Consider the following 15471-nt stretch of genomic DNA (forward strand, 5'->3'; position numbering starts at 1 on the left):
TGCAATCAGGGGATCGATGGCCCATTGTAACGCGCCAACTCCTTGGAAAGACAAGGCACTTTCATTGGAAAGATAAGGCACGTTTGCCAGGCCTCTTGCCGGGCGGTGAAGGTCGAATGGCAATCTGCTAGACTGGCCCCCTCCCCTTACGTTACCCATCGTGTTGCCCACATGGCGTCGTCCACACGAGCAAGCGAGAAAGCGCCCAAAGAGAGAAGAGCGATGAAGATTGGTCTGTTTTACGGTTCCACCACCTGTTACACCGAGATGGCTGCCGAGAAGATCCGCGCCCTCATCGGCCCCGAGCTGGTGGATATTCACAATATCAAGGATGTCTCCCTGCGCCGGATGGAAGATTACGAGATCCTGATCCTCGGTATCTCCACCTGGGATTTCGGCGAACTGCAGGAGGACTGGGAGTCCCGCTGGGAAGATATCAGCGATCTCCATCTGGAGGGACGCATCGTGGCCCTGTTTGGCCTCGGCGATCAGCTCGGTTATGGCGAATGGTTCCAGGATGCCCTCGGCATGCTGCACGATCAGCTGGTACCAAAAGGGGTCAAGCTGGTGGGCTACTGGCCCAACGAAGGGTACGAATTCGATGCCTCCAAGGCACTGATCGACGATGGCCGTCACTTCGTCGGGCTGGCGCTGGACGATGCCAATCAATATGACCAGACCGATCCGCGCATCGAGCAGTGGGTCGAGCAGATCCTGAGCGAAATCCACGCCCTGCTCTGATCCTTACCCCTCCTCTCAAGGCGGCCACTCACCCGCTGATGTGGCCGCCCGGGCGCAGTTATCGCACCGATTTTCTCAATCGGTATCATCGCGTGGCGCTATAGCGACTTTTTTGTGCTGGTCTGCAACAATGGACTCGACATCCCATAACAATCAGAGCCGGATGTCGGAAGCAAACGGACAGACCAGAAAAGGATATTCTATGACTCCATTCTCCCTGTTGGCCCCCGCCATTGCCCGTGACGTGCTCGATCACGCGCTGGCGCTGGGTGCCGATTTCGCCGAGCTGTTTGTCGAGCGCAAGCGCCGCAGCCAGCTCAGCCTGCTCTCCAGCCAGATAGAGAACATCAGCGGCGGCCTCGATTTCGGCATCGGCGTGCGCCTCTGTTACGGCCACAAGGTGCTCTACGGCTACACCAATCTGGCCAGCCGCGACGAGCTGCTGCGCATCGTCACCCTGCTGGCGGCCAAAGACCGCCGCGACCCCGTGGTGACCGCCACCGCCTTTGATTTCACCCGCCTGAGCGATCGCAACCCTGTGGCGCTGCCGCTCTCGGCCGACAAGCTGCTGGAGCAAAAAATTGCCTATCTGCACGCCATGGATGCGGCAGCCCGCGCCGAGAGCGGCAAGGTGAGCCAGTTCTCCGGCAACGTGCTGGGCTGGGAGCAGGAGGTGGAGATCTTCAACAGCGAAGGAGTGCAAGTGGCCGATCGCCGCCACTACAACCGCATCATGGCCCAGACCATCGCCATGGAAGGGAGCGAGCAGAGCGTCGGTTACGAGGCCCCCGGCGCCCTGATGGGCTGGGAGCATGCCGATCGCATCGATCCGCGCGAGCTGGCCCTCACCGCAACCCGTCAGGCACTGGTGAAGCTGGGCGCGGCTCCCTGCCCGAGCGGCACCCTGCCGGTCATCATGGAGAACGGTTTTGGCGGCGTCATCTTCCACGAAGCGTGCGGCCACCTGCTGGAGACCACCTCGGTAGCCAAGAAGGCCTCGGTATTCCACGACAAGATGGGCCAGCTCATCGCCAATCCGGTGGTCAATGCGGTGGACGAAGGGCTGCAGAGCAACGTCTGGGGCTCCATCAACGTCGATGACGAGGGGATGGCGACCCAGCACACCCAGCTCATCAAGGACGGCGTGCTGACCGGCTTTCTGGTGGACAGAATGGGCGCCCTCAAGACGGGTTACGCCCGCACCGGCTCGGGTCGGCGCGAATCCTACAAGTACGCCCCCACCTCGCGCATGCGCAACACCTATATCGAACCGGGCAGCCACAGCCTCGACGATATGTTGGCCACAGTGGAGCACGGCATCTACGCCAAGAAGATGGGGGGCGGCTCGGTACAGCCCGGTACCGGCGAGTTCAACTTCAACGTGCAGGAGGCCTACCTCATCGAGCACGGCAAAATCACCAAACCGCTCAAGTCAGCCACCCTGATCGGTACCGGCCCGCAGGTGCTGAAAGAGATCTCCATGGTGGGCAGCAATCTGGCGCTGGCCGCCGGTATGTGCGGCTCGGTCTCGGGCTCGGTGCCCACCTCGGTGGGCCAGCCGGCTCTCAAAGTGGACAACATTCTGGTGGGAGGGAACGCCTGATGAGCCAACTCGACATGAACCAACTGCTCACCCGCCTGCTGGACAAGGTGGCCGATCTCAACGCCGAAGCGGACATCATCGCCAACCAGGAGAAAGCCTTCTCCCTCAAGGCAGACAAGGGCGAGCTGGGTGAATACAAGGTCACCAGCAGCCAGCAACTCGGCATTCGCCTGATCAAAGAGGGCCGGGTCGGCATCGCCTACTCGGAATCTCTCGATGAGCTGGCGCTGGATGCCATGCTGCAGGATGCGCTCGATGCCAGCCGCTTTGCCAAGGTGGATCCGGATCAGCGCATCTCGGTGGCCAATAGCCGGATCACCACAGATTGCGCCGAGATCAACCAGCCCGATACCACGCCGGTTGAGGAGAAGATCGCTCTGGCCCTGCGCCTCGAATCAGACATGCTTGCCATGCCCGATGTGAGCGGCGCCCCCTACAACAGCTTCTTCGAAGGGGAGAGCCAGCTCTGGCTCGCCAACAGTCAGGGCACCCTTTGCCAGCACGGCGAGTTCAGCGTCGGCTGCTACACCTCGGCGCTGGTGGAACGGGATGGCCGCCAGTCGATGCACTCGCAGGGGCAGTATGGCCGTCGCTTCGACGAGCTGGATAGCCAGGCCCTGATCGAGCAGATCTACGTCATCGCCGATGGACTACTGCCCGGTGAAGCGGTGCCGAGCGGTCGCTACAGCGTCATCTTCAGTACCAACTGCTTTGCCAGCCTGTTTGGCTGCTTTCAGGGGGTGCTATCGGGCAAATGGGCCCAGCAGGGGATCAACCCCTGGCGCAGCAAGGTCGGCCAGAGCGTGGCGTCACGCTGGCTTACTCTGGAGAGCCGGGTCTATATGCCGGGTGGCATGAACATCAAGGCGTTTGATGGCGAGGGGGCAGCCAGCTCGGATCTGCTGCTGATTGGCGAAGGGGAGCTGAAGACCCTGCTCCATAACAGTGCCACCGCCCGCCACTTTGGCGTCGCCAGCAACGGCTCGGCCGCTCGCGGTGCCCGCAGCGCCCTCGATGTGACCGCTCGCCATCTGGTGTTTGGCGCAGGTCCCCATAGCGAAGCGGAAGTGCAGAGCGGCGACTATCTGGAACTGGTCAAGCTCGATGGCCTGCATTCCGGTGCCGATGCGGTGAGCGGCGACTTCTCCTTTGGTGCGTCAGGGTTCCTCTGTCGCGATGGCGTGCGACTCCAGCCGGTGCGCGGCATCACGGTGGCGGGCAACTTCTACCGCCTGCTCGGCGAGCTGGAAGCGGTCGGTGACACCCTGCATCACAACGATGGCAAGGGCTTCTACGCCCCGCTGATCCGTTTTGGCGGCCTCTCCGTTGCGGGCAAGTAATCCCGCCCATCCATAGAGAGAGGCGCCTGATGGCGCCTCTCTCTTATTGGCAAGCAAATTCGCAAGCAGGGTGTCGATACCTCTGGCTAAATGGACGATTACGCTTCGCTAATCGTCCCTACAGGTCTCGTTATCTCATCCGCATTGATGGCATGGTTCAGGGCGCGAGCGGCTCGCGGTGATACTCGGCGCAGCCGCATTCTGGGCAAGTATCGAGCTGCTGGGGATGCAGCACGGTATGACGCCAGCCGCACTGGTCGCACACCATGACCCCGAGCCCTACCCAGTCACCCGCTTCGTAAACCCCCTTGTGCTCCAGCTCGTCGGCCAGCTCCCGCCACTCCACCTGGGCGCGGTCGGTCACATCCGCCAACCAGGACCAGGCGGTGTCTTTCAGGGCCAGCATAAAGGCAGACTCTTCCACCTGCGCACTATCGTCATGGCGCCCCTCGTCATAGTTGCCCAGATCCCGCTTCACGTACTCGGCGATGAGCGCCAGCTCGTCCTGGGTCAGGTCACTGGCGGCCTCCAGATAGGCCTGCACCTTGGCGATCATCCGGTTGAGGCGCTCCCCCTGGAACTCTTCAGTCTCTTGCCACTGTTTTTGCAGCTCGGCAATGAAGGCTTCGTACCCTTTTTGACGTTTGTCCATGGCTCTAACTCCTCTACTAAACCCTGATCTGGCCCGGCTTAAGGCCCAAGGGACGCTGGCGGTTGTTGCCGCCGCAGGATATGGGTATTCTATTGCGATTTCCCAGCTGATTTATCTATTCATTTCACAGATCCGGATGTCACCAATGCAAGAGCAATACGTTCCCCAATCAATCGAACCAGCAGTGCAAAAGCACTGGGATGCCAAGAAAACCTTCAAGGCCGTGGAGAAAGTAGACAAGGAGAAGTTCTACTGCCTGTCCATGTTCCCCTATCCGTCTGGTCGACTACACATGGGGCACGTTCGTAACTACACCATAGGTGATGTGATCTCCCGTTATCAACGGCTCAATGGCAAGAACGTGCTGCAACCCATAGGTTGGGATGCATTCGGTCTGCCAGCGGAGAACGCCGCAGTCAAAAACAACACTGCCCCGGCGCCCTGGACCTACGAAAACATCGAATACATGAAGAATCAGCTGAAGATGCTGGGTCTGGGTTATGACTGGGATCGTGAAGTCGCCACCTGCAAGCCGGATTACTACCGCTGGGAGCAGTGGTTCTTCACCAAGCTCTACGAGAAGGGTCTGGTCTACAAGAAGACCTCCTCCGTCAACTGGTGCCCGAACGACATGACAGTGCTGGCCAACGAGCAGGTGGTCGACAACTGCTGCTGGCGCTGTGACACCCCGGTGGAACAGAAAGAGATCCCCCAGTGGTTCATCAAGATCACCGACTACGCCGAAGAGCTGCTGAACGACATCGACAATCTGGAAGGCTGGCCGGAGATGGTCAAGACCATGCAGCGCAACTGGATTGGCCGCTCCGAAGGGGTCAACATCAGCTTCGCCATTGAGGGTCAGGCTGAGCAGCTGGAGGTCTACACCACCCGTCCGGACACCTTCATGGGCGTCACCTATGTCGGTATCGCCGCCGGTCACCCGCTGGCGCTGCAGGCTGCTGCCAGCAACCCGGAACTGGCCGCCTTTATCGAAGAGTGCAAGAACACCAAGGTAGCCGAAGCCGAACTGGCCACCATGGAGAAGAAAGGCATGGCCACCGGCCTCTATGCCATTCACCCGCTGGATGGCCGCAAGGTACCGGTCTGGGTCGCCAACTTCGTACTGATGAACTACGGCACCGGCGCCGTGATGGCAGTTCCGGCTCACGACCAGCGTGACTTCGAGTTCGCCACCAAATATGGCCTCGACATCAAGGCGGTGATCAAGCCGGTTGATGGCGACGTCGATGTGAGCGAAGCGGCTTATACCGAGAAGGGCGTACTGTTCAACTCCGGCGAGTTTGACGGTCTCGACTTCCAGGGCGCTTTTGACGCCATCGCCAACAAGCTGGAAGCGCTAGGCCACGGCAAGCGCACCGTCAACTTCCGTCTGCGTGACTGGGGTGTCTCCCGTCAGCGTTACTGGGGTGCCCCCATCCCGATGCTGACCCTGGCTGACGGCACCGTGGTGCCGACGCCGGAAGATCAACTGCCGGTACTGTTACCGGAAGATGTGGTGATGGATGGTATCCAGAGCCCGATCAAGGCCGACGCCGAGTGGGCCAAGACCACTTACAACGGTCAGGAAGCGTTCCGCGAGACCGATACCTTCGACACCTTTATGGAGTCTTCCTGGTACTACGCGCGCTACTGCTCTCCGGACTACGACAAGGGCATGCTGGACCCGGCTGCTGCCAACCACTGGCTGCCGGTGGATCAGTACATCGGCGGTATCGAGCACGCCTGTATGCACCTGCTCTACGCCCGCTTCTTCCACAAGCTGCTGCGTGACGCAGGTCTGGTCAACAGCGACGAGCCCTTCAAGCGTCTGCTCTGCCAGGGCATGGTGCTGGCCGACGCCTTCTACTACAAAGACGAGAAGGGCGGCAACGTCTGGGTCAGCCCGACCGACGTCAAGGTGGAGCGTGACGAGAAGGGTCGCATCACCAAGGCCACCGACAACGAAGGCCGTGAGGTAATGCACTCCGGCATGACCAAGATGTCCAAGTCCAAGAACAACGGCATCGACCCGCAGCTGATGGTCGAGCGTTACGGCGCCGATACCGTCCGTCTGTTCATGATGTTCGCCTCCCCGGCCGAGATGACTCTTGAGTGGTCCGACTCCGGCGTAGAGGGTGCCCAGCGCTTCCTGCGCCGCCTGTGGCGCACCACCTTCGAGCACGTCTCCGGTGGCGCCGTTGCCGCACTGGATGTGGCGGCGCTCACCAACGAGCAGAAAGCGGTACGCCGTGAACTGCACAAAACCATCGCCAAGGTGAGCGATGACGTGGGTCGCCGTCAGACCTTCAACACCGCCATCGCCGCCATCATGGAGCTGATGAACAATCTGGCCAAGCTGGGCAGCGACGAGCAGGACCGCGCCCTGATGCAGGAAGCGCTGGAAGCTGTCGTGGTCATGCTCTACCCCATCACCCCGCACATCGGCTTCGAACTGTGGAAGATGCTGGGCAAGGGTGACGACGTGGATCACGCTGCATGGCCGGTGGCCGATGAAGCGGCCATGGTCGAGACCGAGAAGCTGGTCGTGGTACAGATCAACGGCAAGATGCGCGGCAAGCTGACCGTACCGGCCGAGATCAGCCAGGCTGATGTCGAGAAGCTGGCGATGGCCGATGCCTCCGTGCAGAAGTTCACCGACGGTCTGACCGTGCGCAAGGTGATCTATGTACCTGGCAAGCTGCTCAACATTGTCGCTAACTGATTGGCTACCAACTGATCATTGCCAATCTGTGACAGCAAACGGATGATAACGGCGGGCCTTGCGCCCGCCGCTTTCCCTTAATGCAAAGAGGATTTTCTATGGGCACCATCTTCACCCGCTGGATGGCCATCGTGCTGGCTGGTCTGCTGCTGCAAGGCTGCGGCTTTCACATGCGCGGCAACGGCATTCCGAGCGAGCTGATGACCATGAAGGTCGTGGGCGACAACAAGAGCGACTTCTACCGGATGGTTACCACCCGCCTGAAGGCCTCTGGCGTGACCCTGGCCGACAAGGAGGGCATTCCGGTGCTCACTCTGGGCGGCGTAGGCAGCACCAGTCAGGTCGCCTCGGTCAACGCACTGGGGACGGACACCGAATATGTGTTGGGCTTTGGTACCCAATTCACCATCTCGGTGCCGGGCAAGCCGACTCAGGTCTTCCCCATCAACTTCAACCGCAGCTTCCTCAACAAGCCGGATGCAGCGCTCGCCTCCTCCCGTGAGCAGGAGCAGCTCAACCGCGAGATGCAGGAGCAGGCGGCCAATCAGGTGATCCGGCAGTTGAGTCAGGTCAGCTTCTGATGCGGATTTATCCTGAACAATTTGGTGACGAGTCGCAGTTCAAGCAGCCAAAGCAGGCCGCGAATCTTGTGCGCCTTCATTTCAGTCAGGCAAGCTTCTGATGCGAATTTATCCGGAACAATTTGGTGACCACCTCAAAGCAGGGCTTCGGCCCTGCTATCTCGTTTTTGGCGACGAGCCCCTGTTGCGACTAGAGGCGATCGATGCCATCCGTCAGGTCGCCCGCAAACAGGGTTTCGATGAACGCCACACCTTCGTGGTGGAACAGGGGCTGGACTGGAATCAGGTCTACGATGCCTGTCAGGCGATGAGCCTTTTCTCTGCCCGTCAGATCATCGAGCTGGAGCTGCCCGCCAAGGTGGACAAGGATCTCGCTGCCCGCATCAGCGAAATCGGCAAGCAGCTCCATCCCGACCTGCTGCTGGTGCTGAGCGGCGGTCGTCTCAACCAGACCCAGATGAAAGCAGCCTGGTTCGACAAGCTCTACCAGATTGGTACCTATGTGCCGGTCAACCATCCGGAGCCCAAATTTTTCCCGCGCTGGATGAGTGCCCGTTTCCAGCGTTTCGGCCTCAAGGCGCTGCCGGATGCCATCAACTTCATGTGCCACTCCTACGAGGGCAACCTGCTGGCCGCCAGTCAGGAGATCGAGAAGCTGACCCTGCTCTCGCCGCCCCAGCCCATCAGCGTCACCTATCTGCAAGAGACCATCATCCGCCACGCCCACTTCACCCCGTTCCAGCTGGTCGATACCCTGCTGGAGGGCAAGGTGAACCGGGCCCAGCGCATTCTGGCCGCCCTGCGGGCCGAAGGCACCGAGCCGGGGATGCTGGCCTGGACCCTCTGCCGCGAGCTGGAGCAGCTGACCGAGCTGTCGCTGGCGATGCGCAACGGCCAGCCGCTGGGGGAGCACTTCAGCCGCTTGCGCATCTGGCAGAGCCGCCAGCAGCTGATCCAGCAGGCGCTGACCCGACTGCCGTTTGCCAAGTTGCAGCAGCTGTGGCAACTGATGGCCCAGCTGGACGATGCCCAGCGCCGCTTCGATACCGAACAGGCCTGGCTGATGTTGCAGACCATTGCCCTCGGCTTTCGTGATGGCACCCCGCTGCCGCTGGTGATGGAGAGTAGCCCGTGCTGAAAGCGCCTGTCGGTTTGCTTGGCGGCACCTTCGACCCCATCCATATCGGCCATCTGCGCCCGGCCATCGAGGCGCGCGATGCCCTAGGGCTGGCCGAAATACGGCTGATCCCGAACCATATCCCGCCGCACCGCGCCAATCCGTTCTGCTCAAGCGAACAGCGCCTCGCCATGGTCAGACTGGCGGCGGCGGAGAACCGCTACTTTGTGGTGGATGAGCGCGAGCTGAGACGGGACAAGCCCTCTTACACCATCGATACCCTGATCGAGCTGCGTCATGAACTGCCCGATACGCCGCTCTGTTTTCTGATGGGGATGGATTCCCTGCTAAGCCTGCCAAGCTGGCACCGCTGGCAGGAGCTGCTCGACTATGCCCATCTGGTGGTGAGCGTGCGGCCGGGCTGGCAACCGGATTATCCGGCCGAAGTAGCGCAACTGCTGGCGCGCCATCACACCCGCGATGCCGGCGCGCTGCACCAGCGTCTGGCCGGCCATATCTGGCTGGCGGACAACCAGCCCATCGAACTGTCAGCCACCCGGCTGCGGGCCCTGCTGGATGCGGGGCATGACACCCGCTACCTCTTGCCCGAGTCGGTTGCGCACTATATTGATCAACAGGGGCTCTACCGCGCCAATCGCCGCTAGCCCCTGTCGTAATCCCGCCCCGCCCGATGGGAAACGGGAGTGACCATGATATAATCCGCCGCCCTGACGCAAACGCTGCGCGCCGGAACAGAGGAGAGACTCATTGCAAGGCCAAGAACTGCATGCCTTTATCATCGACAAGATCGATGACATGAAAGGCCGCGACATCATCACCCTCGATGTACGCGGCAAATCCAGCATTACTGACACCATGATCGTCTGTTCCGGCAACTCCAGTCGTCACGTCAGCGCCATTGCCCACCATCTGGCCGGCGAGGCCCGCCACGCGGGTCTCGATCTGCTGAGCGTGGAAGGGCAGTTGAGCGGTGAATGGGTACTGGTAGATATGGGCTCGGTGATCGTGCATGTGATGCAGGATGAACATCGTGACTTCTACCAACTGGAAAAGCTGTGGAGCGGTGCCGCTCAAGTGAATGCGCAATAAGAGCACAAGTGTAACGACCATGAAGATCCAGTTGATTGCGGTGGGCACCAAGATGCCCGCCTGGGTAGAGCATGGCTTCGAAGAGTATCGTCGCCGCTTCCCGAAAGACATGCCGTTTGAACTCGTCGAGATCGGCGCAGGCAAACGGGGCAAAAATGCCGACATTCCCCGCATCCTGCAGAAGGAAGGGGAAGCCATGCTGGCGGCCGCAGGCCGCTCGCGTATCGTCACCCTCGATATTCCGGGCAAACCCTGGACCACCGAGCAGCTGGCTACCCAGCTGGAAGCGTGGAAACTTGATGGCCGCGATGTCGCCCTGCTGGTCGGCGGGCCGGAAGGCTTGTCCCCCGAGTGCAAGACTGCCGCCGAACAGAGCTGGTCGCTGTCACCGCTCACCCTGCCCCATCCGCTGGTGCGGGTACTGGTGGCCGAGAGCCTCTATCGGGCCTGGAGCATCACCACCAATCATCCGTATCATAGAGAGTGAGCCATGCGTCTCTGGAGTCTCACCTCTCATATTCACCCGTATCACAGAGAGTGAACAATGCAGTTCCTGCTGTTATTGCCCCCAAGGGTCTTGAGGTAAAGGCATGCTGAAACAACGCATCGAAATGCGCGATCACAGTGCCGAGGGCAATCTGTTCTTCCGGCGCACCCTGGTAGCCTACATCGGTATCGTCGTGCTGATGCTGGTGCTGCTGGGCAATCTCTATTATCTGCAGGTCGAGTCCTACGACACCTACCAGACTCGCTCCAACTCTAACCGTATCCGCGTGGTGCCGGTGGCGCCGCCACGGGGGCTGATCTATGACGCCAACGGCGTGCTGCTGGCGGAAAACCGCCCGGTCTACAGTCTGGAAATCGTGCCGGAAGAGACCACGGATCTCGAAAAAACCGCCGACCAGCTGATCACCCTGCTGGGGCTGCCGGAAGGCACCAAGGAGAAGTTCCTCGCCGAAGTGAAGCGCCAGCGCCGCTTCAAGCCGGTCGCCCTCTACGAGAAGCTGACCGAGTATCAGGTGGCCCTCTTCTCGGTCAACCAGCACAACTACCCGGGCGCCAGCATCGAGGCCTACCTGAAGCGCTACTACCCGTTTGGTGACACCCTCACCCATGCGCTGGGCTATGTGGCCAAGATCAACACCCGTGACGTGGAGCGCCTCGACAAGGAAGAAAAACTCGCCAACTACGCGGCCACCAAGGATATCGGCAAGCAGGGGGTGGAGAAGTATTACGAGGATCAGCTGCACGGCGTGGCGGGCTATCAGGAGGTCGAGGTGAACAACCGCGGCCGGATTGTCCGCACCCTCAAGTTCCAGCCGCCCATTCCCGGCCAGGATATCTACCTCAATATCGACGTCCGGATGCAGCTCAAGGCCCAGCAACTGCTGGCTGGCCAGCGCGGTGCCATCGTGATGATGGACCCGAGAACCGGCGCCATCCTGGCCCTGGAGTCGAGCCCGAGCTATGACCCCAACCTGTTCGTGACCGGTATCTCCAGCGCCAACTACTCGGCGCTGCTCAACGATCCGGCGCGGCCGCTGGTGAACCGCACCACTCAGGGCATTTATGCCCCCGCCTCCACCGTCAAACCCATGATGTCCATCATGGGCCTCAACGAGGGGGCCATCACCCCGGGCTACCGCTATTTCGGCGGCCCGAGCTTCTCCATTCCCGGTACCACCAAGAAGTTCCGCGACTGGCGCCGCTGGGGTCATGGCTGGCTCGATGTCTATCGCGCCATCGAGGTCTCGGCAGATACCTACTTCTACGATCTCGCCTATCGGGTCGGCATCGACAAGATCCACAGCTACATGACCAAGTTCGGCTTCGGTCAGTACACCGGCGTCGATCTCTATGAAGAGACCAAGGGCGTCATGCCGTCTCGCAACTGGAAGATGGCCCGCTGGCGCCAGCCCTGGTATCAGGGTGACACCATCTCGGTCGGTATCGGTCAGGGCTACTGGAGCGCCACCCCGCTCCAGCTGGCCAAGGCGATCAGCATCCTGACCCAGAACGGCCACGACGTGACCCCGCACCTGCTCAAGAGCACCGCCTCACAGGCGGGGGTGGTCGATGCCCCCATCAACCCCAATATCGCCCTCAAGCTCAAGAACGACAGTTTCTGGAAAGTGGCGCAGGAGGGGATGTGGCGCGTCAACCATGGCAGTGAAGGCAGTGGCCGTCACTCGTTCGCCAAGGCCCCTTACTCCTCGGGTGGCAAATCGGGCACCGCTCAGGTGGTCGGTCTGAAGGAAAATCAGGTGTACAACATCAAGACCGTCAAGGCGGAGCATCGCGATAACGCCCTGTTCGTTGCCTATGCCCCCTTTGAGGCGCCCAAAGCAGTAGTGGCACTGGTGCTGGAAAACTCCATCGGTGGTGGTGGTGGCCGGGCTGCATCGCCCATTGCTCGCCAGATGCTGGATGCCTATCTGCTGCCCCCTGATCCGCAACTGCCACCGGCACCGGAAAAGCCGTCCCAACCGAGTGAGGTCGCCCCCCATGAGTAATTCAGCTCGCCAGCAGAGTATCTGGTACAAGCTGCATATCGACTTGCCCCTGCTGCTCGGTCTGCTGGCCGTGATGACCCTCTCCATGGTAGTGCTCTACTCCGCCTCCGGTCAGGATATCGACTCCATCGTGCGCCAGCTGGTGCGCGGCGGCCTCGCCTTTGCTCTGATGATCGGCATGGCCCAGCTGCCCCCCTCCCTCTACGCCCGCTGGTCGGTGCCGCTGTTCGCCGTGGTGGTACTGATGCTGATTGCGGTGGACGTGTTCGGCCACATCGGCAAGGGGGCCCAGCGCTGGCTCGATCTGGGCTTTATGAAGTTCCAGCCCTCCGAGGTAATGAAGCTCTCCATGCCGATCATGGTGGCCGCCTGGCTCAGTCGCCACTCGCTGCCCCCCAAGTTCAGCCATGTGGTGATCGCCCTCATCATGGTGCTGCTGCCCACCCTGCTGATCGCCGCCCAGCCCGACCTTGGCACCTCCATTCTGGTGGCCGCCTCCGGCTTCTTCGTCATCTTCCTGGCGGGACTCAGCTGGTGGCTGATCGGGCTGGCGGTCATGTTGATGGTCGCCTTTATGCCGGTGCTCTGGTTCTTCCTGATGCACGACTACCAGCGCCAGCGGGTGCTGATGCTGCTCGACCCGGAGAAAGACCCGCTCGGCCGCGGCTATCACATCATCCAGTCCAAGATTGCCATCGGCTCCGGCGGCGTCTTTGGCAAGGGGTGGCTGCAAGGGACCCAGTCCCAGCTGGAGTTCTTGCCCGAGCGCCATACCGACTTCATCTTCGCGGTATTTAGCGAGGAGTTCGGGCTGGTGGGGGTTGCCCTGCTGCTGGTGCTCTACCTCTACGTCATCAGCCGCTGCCTGTTTATCTCGATGCAGGCCCAGAACAGCTTCGAGCGACTGCTGGGCGGCGCCATCACCCTCACCTTCTTCGTCTATGTGTTCGTCAACATGGGCATGGTGAGCGGTATCCTGCCAGTTGTAGGGGTTCCCCTGCCGCTGGTGAGTTATGGCGGCACCTCCATGGTGACCCTGATGGCCGGCTTTGGCATACTGATGTCCATTCAGACTCATAGAAGACTGCTCGCCTGATGAAACGGGTTGGATTGCTGCTCTCTCTCGCCGCCTCGATGGCAACCGCTGCCGTGGCGCCGGATCGCTTGGCCCTGCTCGCCGAACAGCAGCAAGTGCCGCTGGCGGAGTTGCAGGCCGCGGTCGCCCGCGCCCAACTGCGCCAGGAGGTGCTCGACACCATCAGCAAGCCGTGGGAGGCCAAACCCTGGCATCGCTACCGGCCGCTGTTTGTCACCCCGGATCGCATCCGTGACGGCCAGCTGTTCTGGCAGCAGCATGCGGCGACGCTGGCCCGCGCGGAGCAGACCTATCGGGTGCCCGCCTCGCTCATCGTGGCCATCATCGGGGTCGAGACCTTCTATGGTCGCCAGATGGGCCGTCATCCGGTGCTCGATAGCCTCTACACCCTGGGGTTTCACTACCCGGAGCGCAGCGACTTCTTTGCCAAGGAGTTTGCCCAGCTGGTGTTGTTGGCGAGGGAAGAGGGCTGGCCGCTGGAGCGCCTCAAGGGCTCCTATGCCGGGGCCATGGGGATGGGGCAGTTCATGCCCTCCAGCTACCGCCACTACGCCGTCGATTTTGACGGGGATGGCAAACGGGATCTGTTTGCCAACCCGGTCGATGCCATCGGCAGCGTGGCCAACTATTTTGCCAGCCACCAGTGGCGCAGGGGCGAATCCGTGGTGGAACCGGCCCAGATCGGGCTGATGGCAGTCGAACCTTTGCTGAGATCTGAGCCCGAGCTTACACAACAGTGGTCAGAACTGGCGGCGGCAGGGATTGAGCTCGCCACGCCGCTGGCCCCACAGACGCCGGTCAAGTTACTGGCGTTTGCCCAAGCCGATGGACCGGAATACTGGGTCGCACGGCATAACTTTTATGTGATCACCCGCTACAATCGCAGCCCACTCTATGCGATGGCGGTGTATCAACTTAGCCAAGCCATTCAGGAAGCGTATGCATCTTCGTCACAAACTCCTCCCGCTCAGCCTGAGCTTGTTGCTGGCCGCCTGTAGCAGCCAGCCGGAACAGTCCGCCCCCGTCGAGCCACAAGCACCGGTCAGCAAGCCACCCGTTATCGAGATCCCGCAAGCCACCGGCGCCATTCCGCGCCCCGAGCCCCTGAGTGCCAGCGGCAACCGGGACTACTGGATCGGCAAGCAGAAAAACGAGGTGTGGCGCGATATCAAGCACTACAGCGAAGAGGGCACCGCCAGCTGGCTGTCGCCGGATCTGGATGGCCAGAAGACCGCCAACGGCGATGTACTGGACAGCAAGCTGTTCAGCGCCGCCCACCGCAACCTGCCCATCCCGAGCTATGTGCGGGTCACCAATCTGGACAATGGGCTGGAGACCATAGTGCGGGTCAACGATCGCGGCCCGTTCAACAGCTCTAACCTGATCGATCTCTCCTACGCGGCCGCCAAGCAGCTGGAGATGGTCGATAGCGGTGAAGCGCGGGTAAGGCTGGAGCTGATCAACGACACCCCGGATCAGATGGTGATCATGGAGCCGATGAAGCCCATCGAGATGACCCCGACCACCCCGGCTGCTGCGGCGCCGAACACCATGTCACAAGATGGCTTCCTGGGTGAACCGACCGCACTGGCGATGGCCACTCCCGCCGCCGACCCCGATCCTGTCAAGGAGCCAACAGCCAAGCCCGCCCAAGCGGCGCCGGTTAAACCAGCGCCAGCCAAGGCCGCAGCGCCCGCCAGCAGTGGTGATGGCAAGATGATCCAGGTGCTGGCCAGCGGCTCCCGGGAGCGGGCCGAGGCGATGGGCAAGGTGATGACCCAGCGTTACGGCGTGCCCTACCGGGTCGATGCCCATGGCGCCATTTTCCGGGTGCTGATTGGCCCGGTCGCCGCCGACCAGCAGGCAAGTGTGCTGGAAAAAGTACGTCAGGGCGGGCTGGAACAGGCCTTTATCGTCCCCTGATCGCCCCCTTTTGCCGCGGATGTGACTAACCGCTTACTCACTGTCATCACGTCGTTTTATGGCGTGATGACAG

14 protein-coding genes are annotated in these 15471 nt (G+C 61.3%); 13 read left to right on the forward strand and 1 reads right to left on the reverse strand.

Annotated features, from left to right (window positions below; translation table 11 throughout):
• Nucleotides 1-222 precede the first annotated feature (222 nt).
• The 3 genes from fldB (at nt 223) to OKC27_RS02385 (ending at nt 3684) form a co-directional block, all read left to right on the forward strand.
• Nucleotides 223-741: a flavodoxin FldB gene (gene fldB, locus OKC27_RS02375; protein WP_139710032.1), complete on the forward strand. Its 519-nt coding sequence runs from the start codon at nt 223-225 to the stop codon at nt 739-741.
• A gap of 202 nt (nt 742-943) precedes the next feature.
• Nucleotides 944-2344, forward strand: coding sequence for a TldD/PmbA family protein (locus OKC27_RS02380; protein WP_182938080.1), 1401 nt, complete (start codon nt 944-946; stop codon nt 2342-2344).
• Nucleotides 2344-3684: a TldD/PmbA family protein gene (locus tag OKC27_RS02385; RefSeq protein WP_182938081.1), complete on the forward strand. Its 1341-nt coding sequence runs from the start codon at nt 2344-2346 to the stop codon at nt 3682-3684. The genes OKC27_RS02380 and OKC27_RS02385 overlap by 1 nt, the downstream gene beginning before the upstream one ends.
• A gap of 157 nt (nt 3685-3841) precedes the next feature.
• Here the strand turns inward: OKC27_RS02385 and OKC27_RS02390 are convergent, their stop codons facing one another.
• A complete protein-coding gene (locus OKC27_RS02390) occupies nt 3842-4336 on the reverse strand; it encodes a zinc ribbon-containing protein (RefSeq protein ID WP_058052707.1) in 495 nt (164 codons plus the stop codon).
• Nucleotides 4337-4481: 145 nt separating this feature from the next.
• Between OKC27_RS02390 and leuS the strand changes: the two genes are divergently transcribed.
• From leuS to OKC27_RS02440, 10 genes are all read left to right on the forward strand, one after another.
• Complete coding sequence (gene leuS / locus OKC27_RS02395) at nt 4482-7058, forward strand: leucine--tRNA ligase (RefSeq protein ID WP_182938082.1); 2577 nt, start codon at nt 4482-4484, stop codon at nt 7056-7058.
• 98 nt (nt 7059-7156) lie between these two features.
• A complete protein-coding gene (locus OKC27_RS02400) occupies nt 7157-7639 on the forward strand; it encodes an LPS-assembly lipoprotein LptE (protein WP_005335160.1) in 483 nt (160 codons plus the stop codon).
• Nucleotides 7640-7739: 100 nt separating this feature from the next.
• Entirely contained in the window at nt 7740-8777 is a 1038-nt protein-coding gene (holA, locus tag OKC27_RS02405; protein ID WP_033135360.1) for a DNA polymerase III subunit delta, read from the forward strand.
• Nucleotides 8771-9421 carry a nicotinate-nucleotide adenylyltransferase gene (gene nadD / locus OKC27_RS02410; protein ID WP_182938083.1) on the forward strand — a complete coding sequence of 217 codons (651 nt, stop codon included), beginning with the start codon at nt 8771-8773 and terminating at the stop codon, nt 9419-9421. Before holA ends, nadD begins: the two co-directional genes overlap by 7 nt.
• A 103-nt stretch (nt 9422-9524) precedes the next feature.
• A complete protein-coding gene (gene rsfS, locus OKC27_RS02415) occupies nt 9525-9866 on the forward strand; it encodes a ribosome silencing factor (RefSeq protein WP_182938084.1) in 342 nt (113 codons plus the stop codon).
• 19 nt (nt 9867-9885) lie between these two features.
• Nucleotides 9886-10353: a 23S rRNA (pseudouridine(1915)-N(3))-methyltransferase RlmH gene (gene rlmH / locus OKC27_RS02420; protein WP_075113486.1), complete on the forward strand. Its 468-nt coding sequence runs from the start codon at nt 9886-9888 to the stop codon at nt 10351-10353.
• A gap of 103 nt (nt 10354-10456) precedes the next feature.
• Nucleotides 10457-12379, forward strand: a complete 1923-nt coding sequence (mrdA, locus tag OKC27_RS02425) for a penicillin-binding protein 2 (RefSeq protein WP_182938085.1) — start codon at nt 10457-10459, stop codon at nt 12377-12379.
• Nucleotides 12372-13475, forward strand: coding sequence for a rod shape-determining protein RodA (gene rodA / locus OKC27_RS02430; RefSeq protein WP_042061047.1), 1104 nt, complete (start codon nt 12372-12374; stop codon nt 13473-13475). Before mrdA ends, rodA begins: the two co-directional genes overlap by 8 nt.
• A complete protein-coding gene (gene mltB / locus OKC27_RS02435; protein WP_182938086.1) occupies nt 13475-14473 on the forward strand; it encodes a lytic murein transglycosylase B in 999 nt (332 codons plus the stop codon). The genes rodA and mltB overlap by 1 nt, the downstream gene beginning before the upstream one ends.
• On the forward strand, nt 14415-15398 hold the full coding sequence (locus OKC27_RS02440; protein WP_182938087.1) for a septal ring lytic transglycosylase RlpA family protein: 984 nt from the start codon (nt 14415-14417) through the stop codon (nt 15396-15398). Before mltB ends, OKC27_RS02440 begins: the two co-directional genes overlap by 59 nt.
• The last annotated feature ends 73 nt before the right edge of the window (nt 15399-15471 follow it).

This window comes from Aeromonas sp. QDB62 (assembly GCF_027705695.1).
Taxonomy (GTDB): Bacteria; Pseudomonadota; Gammaproteobacteria; order Enterobacterales; family Aeromonadaceae; genus Aeromonas; species Aeromonas allosaccharophila.

Coding starts and splice junctions, on each gene's coding strand:
- rlmH (WP_075113486.1), top strand. CDS start 9,886: ATGAAGATCCAGTTGATTGCGGTGGGCACCAAGATGCCCGCCTGGGTA.
- OKC27_RS02380 (WP_182938080.1), top strand. CDS start 944: ATGACTCCATTCTCCCTGTTGGCCCCCGCCATTGCCCGTGACGTGCTC.
- fldB (WP_139710032.1), top strand. CDS start 223: ATGAAGATTGGTCTGTTTTACGGTTCCACCACCTGTTACACCGAGATG.
- mltB (WP_182938086.1), top strand. CDS start 13,475: ATGAAACGGGTTGGATTGCTGCTCTCTCTCGCCGCCTCGATGGCAACC.
- mrdA (WP_182938085.1), top strand. CDS start 10,457: ATGCTGAAACAACGCATCGAAATGCGCGATCACAGTGCCGAGGGCAAT.
- OKC27_RS02440 (WP_182938087.1), top strand. CDS start 14,415: ATGCATCTTCGTCACAAACTCCTCCCGCTCAGCCTGAGCTTGTTGCTG.
- leuS (WP_182938082.1), top strand. CDS start 4,482: ATGCAAGAGCAATACGTTCCCCAATCAATCGAACCAGCAGTGCAAAAG.
- rodA (WP_042061047.1), top strand. CDS start 12,372: ATGAGTAATTCAGCTCGCCAGCAGAGTATCTGGTACAAGCTGCATATC.
- OKC27_RS02385 (WP_182938081.1), top strand. CDS start 2,344: ATGAGCCAACTCGACATGAACCAACTGCTCACCCGCCTGCTGGACAAG.
- OKC27_RS02390 (WP_058052707.1), bottom strand. CDS start 4,336: ATGGACAAACGTCAAAAAGGGTACGAAGCCTTCATTGCCGAGCTGCAA.
- holA (WP_033135360.1), top strand. CDS start 7,740: ATGCGAATTTATCCGGAACAATTTGGTGACCACCTCAAAGCAGGGCTT.
- OKC27_RS02400 (WP_005335160.1), top strand. CDS start 7,157: ATGGGCACCATCTTCACCCGCTGGATGGCCATCGTGCTGGCTGGTCTG.